Genomic DNA, 15,017 nt, shown 5'->3' with positions numbered 1-15,017 from the left:
ACTCATGTAATTAATTTTGAAATACAAAAAAACCTCGTCGGCAACACCAACGAGGTTTTTCATGAACTTAACTCTCTCAATTTTTTTATCACTTATCTACTAAGCGCATTCATCTAACTTCTGATTATATAAACTGCTTTAATTGAATTTTTGTTTCATGTCAAACTAAATGAAAATATAATAGATGTGAAGAGACTTAGTTATGTTATAAAATAAAAATGCCCTTCTTCTAAAGAAATAAAAGAAAGAAAGGCATTTATTCATGTTTTATATTTCTTGTTCTTATTTGTTATCGTATTTAACATCAAGTGACTTCGCAACATTTACAAGTCGTATCATTTCACTTTTATATCCTTCCTCATCGGTTCCTCTTCCTTCTTTTGCAAGTTGAATAACAGTATCCCAAGTAGATGACCCTTTAAATTCTGAATTTCTTAATAACATGCCAAATTCTACAATTGAAGCAGTAAATTTAAAATCTGTTGTGGTCTCCGAAAAAGGTGTGTAATTACTCTTAACTACTGTTTCAATCAAATTACTTTTACTCTTTGTAGGCTGTTTATACCTTAATTTCAATGTAAGTAGGTCATTGCTATTTTTGGCATATTCTGTTAATTCGGTCGATTGGTATTTCAACTCCGGCGTATTTCTTGTTTTTTTAATAACTGGAACTATTTCGTACAAGGCTGTTACAGAATGACCTGCTCCTATTTCTCCTGCATCCTTTTTGTCATCATCAAAGTCCTCATCTTCAAGTAGGCGGTTTTCGTAACCAATTAAACGATATTTAGCCACAAATTTTGGGTTAAACTCTAATTGGAATTTTACATCCTTCGCTATTGTCATTAACGTACCTCCAAACTCTTTTACCAATACCTTTTGAGCCTCTTGTAGGTTATCTATATAGGCGTAATTTCCATTGCCTTTATCCGCAATTATCTCCATCTTGTCATCTTGGTAATTCCCCATTCCAAAGCCCAATACAGAAATAGCAATACCCTCTTCTCGACGTTCTGTAATTAACTCTTCCATCGCTTCGTTACTACTTACACCAACGTTAAAATCGCCATCGGTTGCTAAAATAATTCTGTTGTTCCCTTTTTTAATAAAGTTCTGTTTTGCCACTTTGTAAGCCAACTTCAACCCTTCTCCACCGGCAGTAGAACCACCCGCTTCTAAATTTTCTAACGCCTCAATAATTTCTGCCTTACACATTATATGTAAACTTTTCTCTCTCCTACCAGATTGAAGTATTAAAAAAGTAATACAAAAAGAAGTAATAAATTATACCTTCTCATTTGAAATGACTTTATATATTGTAATTAAGGTTCAGACTAAATGTATAACTCTTTGTATTTACTACATCATTCGAATGATGTTCATTAAATATCATATTTGAAAAATTCAAACCTACTGATATAAAATTTGTTTGATATATTATTCCTATTTGATACTCTACATTTAACATTCTGTAAGTATGTTCCTCCCCAAAAAAACGTATTGGATAATTAATACCAGCAACAGAATATTTTAACGCAACTTCAGGAACAAAACCACCTTCAACTCTAAGTTTTGAAGTGAAAACCCTATAGTTGATCAATAAGGGAATTGAAATAAAATCATTTATTGCTTTTGCATTTATAGTTTCGGAAACAATTCTCTTAAATACTATACCGTATTTAAAATTTGATTTCACTGATAAATTTACCCTTCTTAGAAGACCTAAATTATATCCTATTCCAGGACTTGAGCTTAATAACTTATTATCCGTGTTATTCTCTGTTACATAGAGGTTTGATATATTAATTCCGATTAAAACATCAAACTTTGTTTGTGCATTAACTATTACACTAAAAAATAATGCAATAGTTAATAATGATATAAACTTATTCATATTTATAAATTGAAATACTTAAATACTATATAAGCAAAATTTGATCAACCAAATGATCTAAAAATATAGCAATAGCTGTATATTTCTCATTCTAAAATTCTATTATGATATTATTTTATATTAAACTGCTTAAACTAGTTTATCCAAAATAAACGTTGAATATACTTTCAATTTTTTAGGCAAAATATCTATTGATAAATTCATGATAATTGGTTTTTAGTTAAATATTTGAAGAGTGTGTTTAATTACACAACTTTAACTAAAATAAATTACCCCAATACAATTTTATTTGTTAATAAATACAAACCAACATTAAGATTTCAATCATCTATACATTAACATATTCAAACAAATACAAAAAAACCTCGTCGGCAATACCAACGAGGTTTTTCATGAACTTAACTCTCTCAATTTTTTTATCACTTATCTACTAAGCGCATTCATCTAACTTCTGATTATATAAACTACTTTAATTGAATTTTTGTTTCAATTTAAACAAAATACTATTTTAATAGATGTGAATTATAATTACAAAATAAAACACCCCTCTTTTACGGATAATTTCCTAAAAGAGGGGTGTTTCTATTACTTACCTAACGGAATAAACTATTTCACAATCAAACGTTTTATTCCATTTCCTTTTTCTGTCTGAATAATTAAAACATAAACGCCTGTTTTAAAAGTAGAGACATCTAATACATTTCTATAATTGTTCCCCTTTAATACTTGCTCTTTATGAATTAACTGACCTGTTGTTGAAACTACAGTTAAACCTATAGCCTGAACGTTGGGTACTTCAATAAAGACCTCTTTATTTGCAGGGTTAGGATAAATAGAAATAGACTTTGATAATTCATTTTCTAAACCAGTTGGAATTACTTCATTGATTTGTAATATATATGAATTGCTAAATCCTTCATATACATTATCCTCTTTATAAGTTAAGCTTAGTTCTACTTCTCCAGATGAAATCACTTTCAATGAATCTTCTTCAATTATAGCAGCACCTGAAACTACTTCTAATGATAACACGACTCCTTGATCACTTATAAATGATGGTAATAAGTAACTTCCTACTTCTTCGATATCTTCAAAATAACTCGTATCAAAAGTAAGTACTGACTTCGCTATAGATAAAGAATATCCTCTACTAAAAGATTCATAAACTGTATCTCCTGCATAAACAACATTCAATTCAACTGCCCCTAATTCAATAATAAATAAAGAATCTCCTGTTATAAGCGCCGAACCTGAAACTACTTCTAATGATAACACGACTCCTTGATCACTTATAAATGATGGTAATAAGTAACTTCCTACTTCTTCGATATCTTCAAAATAACTCGTATCAAAAGTAAGCACTGACTTCGCTATAGATAAAGAATATCCTCTACTAAAAGATTCATAAACTGTATCTCCTGCATAAACAACATTCAATTCAACTGCCCCTGATTCAATAATAAATAAAGAATCTCCTGTTATAAGCGCCGAACCTGAAACTACTTCTAATGATAATACGACTCCTTGATCACTTATAAATGATGGTAATAAGTAACTTCCTACTTCTTCGATATCTTCAAAATAACTCGTATTAAATGTTATAATTGACTTATCTACTGTAAAAGTATATGTTGAATCAAATGGATGATAAACTCCATCACCTTCATTAAATATACGTAACTGTACTTCTCCAGATGATGTTATGTTTAATGAATCATTTGTAATTTCTGCATTATCAGAAACTGCTTCTAAAGATAATGATAACGCTTCTTCTGTATTGTAACTCTCTAATTGATAAAGACCGGTTGTACTGATCTCATCAAAAACAGTAAAATCAAAATTCTGAATCAACTTATCTATCGTTACTGTTGCAGTTGTATCTAATGCATAATGATAAAGATCACCTTCATTATAGAATCTTAATGTTAACTCTCCTCCTCCATTAATAGTTAAAACATCATCTTCTATTGTCGCATTACCTGATATTAATTCAAAATTTAAAGGTAACTCTTGGTCAGATAATAATTCCAATTGACTGTATGACTTAAGAAGGACATTTAAAGAGTCTAAAGTTTGATGCTCAATATCAACAGCTTCAAAAGACCATTTAAATGGTTTATCACCACTACCAAAAAGATCCCATTTTATCTTAATATTATCGCCTTCAGATAACGTATACTCTAATTTTGTTTGTACAGTATTTTCGGCATCATCATTATACGCTAATTCTTCTCCATCACAATTATCATAAATACGTACTCTAGTATCTAAAGGCGTCAAACCTAAAGTCGATAAAGTAATTACTTGATTAGTAGAGGCTTCATAATGATACCAAGTTGGAATTCCACCTGCAATCAATGTATCAGCTGTAATTTCTAAACTCTCGGTACAAGTATACGCTAGTTGAGGAATATTACCCCAAGAGATAATATCTTCAATTTGTGTATTCGTTGTTGTATTTGCTACATCTACAAATCTAGAAATGGTATCACCCTCATTGTTTACTTCTCTAAATTCTTCATAATTTTTTAAAACAAAATGAAAACGTACAGTATCTAATTCTTCTGGAAAAATAAGCTCATACTTATTAATTACATCATTATAAATAAGCTCATAATCCTGATTAGAATAATCATAATTATTCATTGACCCGATAGCATAAATTGACATATTCTCTGGGGTACTCTCCGGTATTACGTTAACTACATATGTTTTGGTTACATGCGTAGATAAATTCCATTTAAAATTATTTGCATTAGTAGTATAATAACTATCCCATTGAAAATATATTGTTTCACCTTGTTTTAAATCATAATCTACGGATAGTTCACTATAATAATTATACTCTCTTCTTAAAAGTGTTCCATCACAATCATTATAAATATTCAATTCAGCACCAGTTACATATCTAGCATCTAGACTACTTAAAGACAATTGCATATCTTCTGTAGCTGTAAAAGAATACCACTGAGGAGCTGTACCTACTATATAATCTCCTTCTGTAGTAAGCTCTATTGCACTTGCACAAGTATTCGCTAATTCAGGAACCATATTCCACCCAATAATTGGAGCTAAAGTTACCTCAGAATCAGTGGTGGTGTCAATAGTTCTTGTAACAAAATCTCCATTTGCTATTACTTCAGAAAAGTCTTCATGGTTTTTTAAGACAAATGTAAAATCTACTTCTCCAAGTTCTTTTTCTACTACTAGTTCATAAGATGTTCCTCCATCTACCTTTCTTAAGGGGTAGTCTTGATTGGTGTAATCCAGTTCGTTCATTGTACCAATTGCATATATTGGCATATCTTCTGGTGTATTCTCTGGAATAGAAGCCACCGTATATACAATTAATGGTCTTGCCTCTAATTTCCAATTAAAAACAGAATTCCTATCTGGAGTATAATTAGAAACTTTAATTATTATTTCTTGACCTCCTATAAGTTCAAGTGTACCAGTAGTATTTTCATAATAGTTTCTACGATTAAATAAAATAGTGCCATCACAACCATCATAAATAGTTATACTACTTCCTTTATCTGCATCTAAGGTAGCGACAGTTATTTTAGAATATTCTGTCGCTATAAAAGAATAATATGTAGGCGAACTACTGAAAAGGTTGGTACTGTCTGCAAAAACGGGAATACTTTCATTACATGTATTGGGCAATGTAGGTATAGATAACCAAGCTGATATATCGTCTATAATTACTTCACCAGATAATTCTGTTAACTCTAAAGTTCTTAGAACCTCTTCATTTTCTATATTCGTTTCTACAAACCCCTCATGGTTTTTTAAGGCAAACCTAAATTCTACAGTTCCTAAATTTTTAGGTACCGTTAAAGCATAATGTCCATTTGTTGTATTATAAACCAGCGGATATTCTTGATTACGATAGTTATTGTTATTAAAACTACCAATTGCATATATACCCGTATTTTCTGGAGTATTTGAAGGGATATTATTTACAATTAATGAAATTAATTCTCCTTTTTCTGTATAAGTAGTTGATTGGAGTGTTAAATCTGGCCAATCTGTGTTTGTAATTTTACAGTAAAATTCGCTATCTAAATTTTCGGTATAGTTAATTGTTAATATTGACGTCGTCTCGTTAGGCATTACTTCACCATCTTTATACCATTCATAGCTATTATTTGCTGCCGTATCTGGAATAGTTAAGATTGTTGTTAACAACTCTACATCTTGATTTCTATTGATTAGAATGTTATTTTGAGGGGAATAATCAAAAGATGAAATACTAGTAAAGAAATCTTTTTGGAGATCTAATTTTTCAAAAGTGAATCTATTATAGTCAATATCTAAAGTAGTAAGATTTAATAAATTACCTAACTCTAATGGAATACTTTCAAGAGAATTAGATGACAAATTTAATCTAGTAAGATTTACTAAATTACCCAACTCTACTGGAACACTTAAAAGAGAAGTATATGACAAATCTAAATAAGTAAGATTTACTAAATTACCTAACTCCACTGGAACACTCTCAAGAGAATTAGAATGTAAAAATAATGTAGTAAGATTTACTAAATTACCCAACTCTACTGGAACATTTACAAGGGAATTAGAATGCAAATATAAATTAGTAAGATTCACCAAATTACCCAACTCTACTGGAACACTTAAAAGAGAATTAGAATACAAACTTAAATAAGTAAGATTTGACAAATTGCCTAACTCTACTGGAACACTTTCAAGAGAATTATATGACAAATTTAAACTTGTAAGATTTAACAAATTACCTAACTCTAATGGAACACTTTCAAGAGAATTAGATGACAAAATTAAACTTGTAAGATTTGACAAATTGCCTAATTCTACCGGAACACTTACAAGAGAATTATATGACAAATTTAATTCAGTAAGATTTACCAAATTGCCTAACTCTACTGGAACACTTTCAAGAGAATTTCTTGACAAATCTAAACTTATAAGATGTACTAAATTACCTAACTCTAATGGAACACTTACAAGAGAATTATATGACAAATTTAATTCAGTAAGATTTACCAAATTGCCTAACTCTACTGGAATACTTACAAGAGAATTAGATGACAAATATAATCCAGTAAGATTTACTAAATTACCTAACTCTAATGGAACACTTACAAGAGAATTATATGACAAATTTAAACTTGTAAGATGTATTAAATTACCTAACTCAGAAGGAAGGTTTCCTTTAAGAGAATTATTACTAAAGGATATCTGAGTTACAACTAAATGCGTAGTGCCATTTTCATCTTCTACTTGAGAAGTAGTTACACCATACCAGTCTTCAATAGGTTCATCTGTGAGCCAATTGGTATTATTATTCCAATTTGGACCATCAGTTGTATTGTATAATGCCTCTAGGGCTAAGTATTCCTCATATAAAATTCCATTTTTATAAGGAGAAATACTTACTGTAAATATTACTGATGATGCCGTATATTCATCATTTTCTATAATTGAAGCTTCAATCTCTACTTCACCATATGCTTCTGCTGTTAATACATTACCTGATATTGATGCATATTCACTACCACTTATTATTGCATATGAAATTTCGGCAGACGAATTAGTAGCACCTTGTAGTTCATAATCTTCAAATGAATGAATGACAATATCTTCTAGATTAGTTATCACACCCGTCTTTTTACCAGATGGATCTACTTGGTTGGTTACAGTAAATTCCTGTTGTCCTCGGTTTACACTGTATTCATCATAAATAACACCAACTACTTGTTGTGTACCTGCTACAGATAAACCAATAATACTATCGTTTTGCAATGTAATAACCCCATTATCTTCTCCCACTAACATAAAGTGTAAAGAATCTATTGGGTTATTGTTGTTCTCTATTTTTAATTGCACGCCATAATTAATGACTATGTCATCAATAGAAACAATATGAGAGTAGGGTTTAGAATTTATATCTGTACCACCTAATGTCCAATCAAAATTTCCTTCTGTACTACTACTAAATAGACGCCATCTTATATACAACGTTTCTCCTTGATAGCGTGAAACATCTTTGTCTAGATAACTTTGACGCCCAACATCAGAATCATCATTATAAAAAATTCTTGAACCTCCACATTCCGAGTAGACTTCTACATAAGTATCTAGTGTGGTTTTCCCTAAACTTGATAACGTTAAACGTTGCATATCAGTTGGTACTGTAAATGCATACCAGTTGGGAGTATTTGGTGCATTATTGTCACCAAACTCTACATCAATAGCAGTTTCACAACTATTGTTTTGAGCGTGTAGCGCAGTAGTAAAAGTTACACAGAAAAATAAACCTATGAGTAATAGGCGTAACAGCTTGTAATTAGTTTGCATTATGTCAGCTTTAAATAAAAAATTTTAGTTTTCTCGTTTAAAATTACATAATCTATTTTAATATTTTACAGATGATATTAATTATTTTTACAAATATTAATTAAATTTTACTTTGGCCTAGTATTAAGCTCTATTTAATAGTCTACTTTTTTAACCTTAAATGGTTTTTATTTAACTTTTCATATTAAATATAACTTTTTTATATACACTTATTATACATGATAAAGGGTACTTTTATATTACTCTAAATATTATAGCAAAGTCAGTTAAAACTTAATTTTTGATGTTTCGTTTAAATAGAATTACAAAATAAAACACCCCTCTTTTACGGATAGTTTCCTAAAAAGAGGGGTATTTCTATTACTTACCTAACAGAATAAACTATTTCACAATCAAACGTTTTATTCCATTTCCTTTTTCTGTCTGAATAATTAAAACATAAACGCCTGTTTTAAAAGTAGAGACATCTAATACATTTCTATAATTGTTCCCCTTTAATACTTGCTCTTTATGAATTAACTGACCTGTTGTTGAAACTACAGTTAAACCTATAGTTTGAACGTTGGGTACTTCAATAAAGACCTCTTTATTTGCAGGGTTAGGATAAATAGAAATAGACTTTGATAATTCATTTTCTAAACCAGTTGGAATTACTTCATTGATTTGTAATATATATGAATTGCTAAATCCTTCATATACATTATCCTCTTTATAAGTTAAGCTTAGTTCTACTTCTCCAGATGAAATCACTTTCAATGAATCTTCTTCAATTATAGCAGCACCTGAAACTATTTCTAATGATAATGCTATACCTTGATCACTTATAAATGATGGTAATAAGTAACTTCCTACTTCTTCGATATCTTCAAAATAACTCGTATCAAAAGTAAGCACTGACTTCGCTATAGATAAAGAATATCCTCTACTAAAAGATTCATAAACTGTATCTCCTGCATAAACAACATTCAATTCAACTGCTCCTGATTCAATAATAAATAAAGAATCTCCTGTTATAAGCGCCGAACCTGAAACTACTTCTAATGATAACACGACTCCTTGATCACTTATAAATGATGGTAATAAGTAACTTCCTATTTCTTCGATATCTTCAAAATAACTCGTATCAAAAGTAAGCACTGACTTCGCTATAGATAAAGAATATCCTCTACTAAAAGATTCATAAACTGTATCTCCTGCATAAACAACATTCAATTCAACTGCTCCTGATTCAATAATAAATAAAGAATCTCCTGTTATAAGCGCCGAACCTGAAACTACTTCTAATGATAACACGACTCCTTGATCACTTATAAATGATGGTAATAAGTAACTTCCTACTTCTTCGATATCTTCAAAATAACTCGTATCAAAAGTAAGCACTGACTTCGCTATAGATAAAGAATATCCTCTACTAAAAGATTCATAAACTGTATCTCCTGCATAAACAACATTCAATTCAACTGCCCCTAATTCAATAATAAATAAAGAATCTCCTGTTATAAGCGCCGAACCTGAAACTACTTCTAATGATAACACGACTCCTTGATCACTTATAAATGATGGTAATAAGTAACTTCCTACTTCTTCGATATCTTCAAAATAACTCGTATCAAAAGTAAGCACTGACTTCGCTATAGATAAAGAATATCCTCTACTAAAAGATTCATAAACTGTATCTCCTGCATAAACAACATTCAATTCAACTGCTCCTGATTCAATAATAAATAAAGAATCTCCTGTTATAAGCGCCGAACCTGAAACTACTTCTAAGGATAACGAGACTCCTTGATCACTTATAAATGATGGTAATAAGTAACTTCCTACTTCTTCGATATCTTCAAAATAACTCGTATTAAATGTTATAATTGACTTATCTACTGTAAAAGTATATGTTGAATCAAATGGTTGATAAACTCCATCACCTTCATTAAATATACGTAACTGTACTTCTCCAGATGATGTTATGTTTAATGAATCATTTGTAATCTCTGCATTATCAGAAACTGCTTCTAAAGATAATGATAACGCTTCTTCTGTATTGTAACTCTCTAATTGATAAAGACCGGTTGTACTGATCTCATCAAAAACAGTAAAATCAAAATTCTGAATTAACTTATCTATTGTTACTGTTACAGTTGTATCTAATGCATAATGATAAGGATCACCTTCATTATATAACCTTAACGTTAACTCTCCTCCTTCATTAATAGTTATAATATCATCTACTACTGTTGCATTACCTGATATTAGTTCAAAATTTAAAGGTAACTCTTGGTCAGATAATAATTCCAATTGACTATATGACTTAAGAAGGACATTTAGGGAGTCTAAAGTTTGATGTTCAATCTCAATGTCAACAGTTTCAAAAGACCATTTAAATGGTTTATCACCATTACCCCAAAGATCCCATTTTATCTTAATATTATCGCCTTCAGATAACGCATACTCTAATTTTGTTTGTACAGTATTTTCGGCATCATCATTATAAGCTAATTCTTCTCCATCACAATTATCATAAATACGTACTCTAGTATCTAAAGACGTCAAACCTAAAGTCGATAAAGTAATTACTTGATTAGTAGAGGCTTCATAATGATACCAAGTTGGAATTCCACCTGCAATCAATGTATCAGCTGTAATTTCTAAACTCTCGGTACAAGTATACGCTAGTTGAGGAATATTACCCCAAGAGATAATATCTTCAATTTGTGTATTCGTTGTTGTATTTGCTATATCTACAAATCTAGAAATGGTATCACCCTCATTGTTTACTTCTCTAAATTCTTCATAATTTTTTAAAACAAAATGAAAACGTACAGTATCTAATTCTTCTGGAAAAATAAGCTCATACTTATTAATTACATCATTATAAATAAGCTCATAATCCTGATTAGAATAATCATAATTATTCATTGACCCAATAGCATAAATTGACATATTCTCTGGTGTACTCTCCGGTATTACGTTAACTAAATATGTCTTGGTTGCTCGTGTAGATAAATTCCATTTAAAATTATTTGCATTAGTAGTATAATTGCTATCCCATTGCAAATATATTGTTTCACCTTGTTTTAAATTATAATCTACGGATAGTTCACTATAATAATTATACTCTCTTCTTAAAAGTGTCCCATCACAATCATTATAAATTTTCAATTCAGCACCACCAGTTATATATCTAGCATCTAGACTACTTAAAGACAATTGCATATCTTCTGTAGCTGTAAAAGAATACCACTGAGGAGCTGTACCTACTATATAATCACCTTCTGCTGTAAGCTCTATTGCACTTGCACAGATATTCGCTAATTCAGGAACCATATTCCAACCAATAATTGGAGCTAAAGTTACCTCAGAATCAGTGGTGGTGTCAATAGTTCTTGTAACAAAATCTCCATTTGCTATTACTTCAGAAAAGTCTTCATGGTTTTTTAAGACAAATGTAAAATCTACTTCTCCAAGTTCTTTTTCTACTACTAGTTCATAAGATGTTCCTCCATCTACCTTTCTTAAGGGGTAGTCTTGATTGGTGTAATCCAGTTCATTCATTGTACCAATTGCATATACTGGCATATGTTCTGGTGTATTCTCTGGAATAGAAGTCACGGTATATACAACTAATGGTGTTGCTTCTAATTTCCAATTAAAAACATAGTCATTATCTGGAGTATAAGTAGAAACTTTAATTATTATTTCTTGACCTCCAATAAGTTCAAGTGTACCAGTTGTATTTCCATAATAGCTTCTACTATTAAATAAAATAGTGCCATCACACCCATCATAAATAGTTATTCTACTTCCTTTATATGCATCTAAGGTAGCGGCAGTTATTTTAGAATATTCTGTCGCTATAAAAGAATAATATGTAGGCGAACTACTGAAAAGGTTGGTACTGTCTGCAAAAACGGGAATACTTTCATTACATGTATTGGGCAATGTAGGTATAGATAACCAAGCTGATATATCGTCTATAATTACTTCACCAGTTAATTCTATTAACTCTAAAGTTCTTAGAACCTCTTCATTTTCTATATTCGTTTCTACAAACCCCTCATGGTTTTTTAAGGCAAACCTAAATTCTACAGTTCCTAAATTTTTAGGTACCGTTAAAGCATAATGTCCATTTGTTGTATTATAAACCAGCGGGAATTCTTGATTACGATAGTTATTGTTATTAAAACTACCAATTGCATATATACCCGTATTTTCTGGAGTATTTGAAGGGATATTATTTACTATTAATGAAATTAATTCTCCTTTTTCTGTATAAGTAGTTGATTGGAGTGTTAAATCTGGCCAATCTGTGTTTGTAATTTTACAGTAAAATTCGCTATCTAAATTTTCGGTATAGTTAATTGTTAATATTGACGTTGTCTCATTAGGCATTACTTCACCATCTTTATACCATTCATAGCTATTATTTGCTGCCGTATCTGAAATAGTTAAGATTGTTGTTAACAACTCTACATCTTGATTTCTATTGATTAGAATATTATTTTGAGGGGAATAATCAAAAGATGAAATACTAGTAAAGAAATCTTTTTGGAGATCTAATTTTTTAAAAGTGAATCTATTATAGTTAATATTTAAATAAGTAAGATTTAACAAATTACCTAACTCTAATGGAATACTTTCAAGAGAATTATTATACAAATTTAAACTTGTAAGATTTGACAAATTGCCTAACTCTAATGGAACACTTTCAAGAGAATTTCTTGACAAATTTAAATAAGTAAGATTTAACAAATTACCTAACTCTACCGGAACATCTACAAGAGAATTATTATACAAACTTAAATAAGTAAGATTTAACAAATTGCCTAACTCTAATGGAACACTTTCAAGAGAATTATAAGACAAATTTAAAGTAGTAAGATTTAACAAATTGCCTAACTCTACCGGAACATCTACAAGAGAATTATTATACAAACTTAAATAAGTAAGATTTAACAAATTGCCTAACTCTACCGGAACATCTACAAGAGAATTAGATGACAAATATAAAGTAGTAAGATTTACCAAATTACCTAACTCTACCGGAACACTTTCAAGAGAATTTCTTGACAAAGATAAACTTGTAAGATTTAACAAATTGCCTAACTCTACCGGAACACTTACTAGAGAATTAGAATTCAAAGATAAATTAGTAAGATTTACTAAATTACCTAACTCTACCGGAACACTTACAAGAGAATTAGATGACAAATTTAATTCAGTAAGATTTACCAAATTGCCTAACTCTACTGGAATACTTACAAGAGAATTAGATGACAAATATAATCCAGTAAGATTTACTAAATTACCTAACTCTAATGGAATACTTAAAAGAGAATTAGATGACAAATATAATCCAGTAAGATTTACTAAATTACCTAACTCTAATGGAACACTTACAAGAGAATTATTATACAAATCTAAACTTGTAAGGTGTATTAAATTACCTAACTCAGAAGGGAGGTTTCCTTTAAGAGAATTATTACTAAGGGACATCTGAGTTACAACTAAATACGTATTACTATTTTCATCTTCTACTTGAGAAGTAGTTACACCATACCAGTCTTCAATAGGTTCATCTGTGAGCCAATTGGTATTATTATTCCAATTTGGACCATCAGTTGTATTGTATAATGCCTCTAGGGCTAAGTATTCCTCATATAAAATTCCATTTTTATAAGGAGAAATACTTACTGTAAATATCACTGATGATGACGTATATTCATCATTTTCTATAATTGAAGCTTCAACCTCTACTTCACCATATGCTTCTGCTGTTAATACATTACCTGATATTGATGCATATTCACTACCACTTATTATTGCATATGAAATTTCGGCAGACGAATTAGTAGCACCTTGTAATTCATAATCTTCAAATGAATTAATTACAATATCTTCTAAATTAGTTATCACACCCGTCTTTTTACCAGATGGATCTACTTGGTTGGTTACAGTAAATTCCTGTTGTCCTCGGTTTACACTGTATTCATCATAAATAACACCAACTACTTGTTGTGTACCTGCTACAGATAAACCAATAATACTATCGTTTTGCAATGTAATAACCCCATTATCTTCTCCCACTAACATAAAGTGTAAAGAATCTATTGGGTTATTGTTGTTCTCTATTTTTAATTGCACGCCATAATTAATGACTATGTCATCAATAGAAACAATATGAGAGTAGGGTTTAGAATTGATATCTGTACCACCTAATGTCCAATCAAAATTTCCTTCTGTGCTACTATAAAATAGACGCCATCTTATATACAGCGTTTCTCCTTGATAGCGTGAAACATCTTTGTCTAGATAACTTTGACGCCCACCATCAGAATTATCATTATAAAAAATTCTTGAACCTCCACATTCAGAGTAGACTTCTACATAAGTATCTAGTGTGGTTTTCCCTAAACTTGATAACGTTAAACGTTGCATATCAGTTGGTACTGTAAATGCGTACCAACTGGATGTATTTGGTACGTTATTGTCACCAAATTCTACATCAATAGCGGTTTCACAACTATTGTTTTGAGCGTGAAGTGATGTAGTAAAATTTAGACAGAAAAATAAACCTATGAGCAATAGGTGTAATAGCATGTTTTGAGTTTGCATTATGTCAGCTTTATTTTGAATCATTTAGTTTTTGCGATTCAAAGCTACATAATAAATTTTAATATTTATAGATGTTATTAATTATTTTTATAAATATTAATTAATTTTTATTTAACTTTTCGTATTAAATATAACTGTTTTATATACACTTATTGTACGTAGTAAAGGGTACTTT

The 15,017-nt window shown here is 30.1% G+C and carries 4 protein-coding genes; all 4 read right to left on the bottom strand.

The window, feature by feature from the left end:
- Nucleotides 1–282: 282 nt before the first annotated feature.
- The 4 genes from EI427_RS22450 to EI427_RS22435 all read right to left on the bottom strand — a co-directional run bounded on the left by EI427_RS22450 (nt 283) and on the right by EI427_RS22435 (nt 14,842).
- Entirely contained in the window at nt 283–1,215 is a 933-nt protein-coding gene (locus tag EI427_RS22450) for a vWA domain-containing protein (protein WP_126619250.1), read from the bottom strand.
- Between the two features lie 94 nt (nt 1,216–1,309).
- Entirely contained in the window at nt 1,310–1,894 is a 585-nt protein-coding gene (locus EI427_RS22445; protein ID WP_126619248.1) for a hypothetical protein, read from the bottom strand.
- A 606-nt stretch (nt 1,895–2,500) separates the two neighbouring features.
- Nucleotides 2,501–8,233 carry a T9SS type A sorting domain-containing protein gene (locus EI427_RS22440; protein WP_126619246.1) on the bottom strand — a complete coding sequence of 1,911 codons (5,733 nt, stop codon included), beginning with the start codon at nt 8,231–8,233 and terminating at the stop codon, nt 2,501–2,503.
- A 381-nt stretch (nt 8,234–8,614) separates the two neighbouring features.
- Entirely contained in the window at nt 8,615–14,842 is a 6,228-nt protein-coding gene (locus EI427_RS22435) for a T9SS type A sorting domain-containing protein (RefSeq protein WP_170178582.1), read from the bottom strand.
- Nucleotides 14,843–15,017 lie beyond the last annotated feature (175 nt).

Source organism: Flammeovirga pectinis (assembly GCF_003970675.1).
In the GTDB taxonomy this organism is placed as follows: domain Bacteria; phylum Bacteroidota; class Bacteroidia; order Cytophagales; family Flammeovirgaceae; genus Flammeovirga; species Flammeovirga pectinis.
This window is presented reverse-complemented; position numbering and strand designations above follow the sequence as displayed.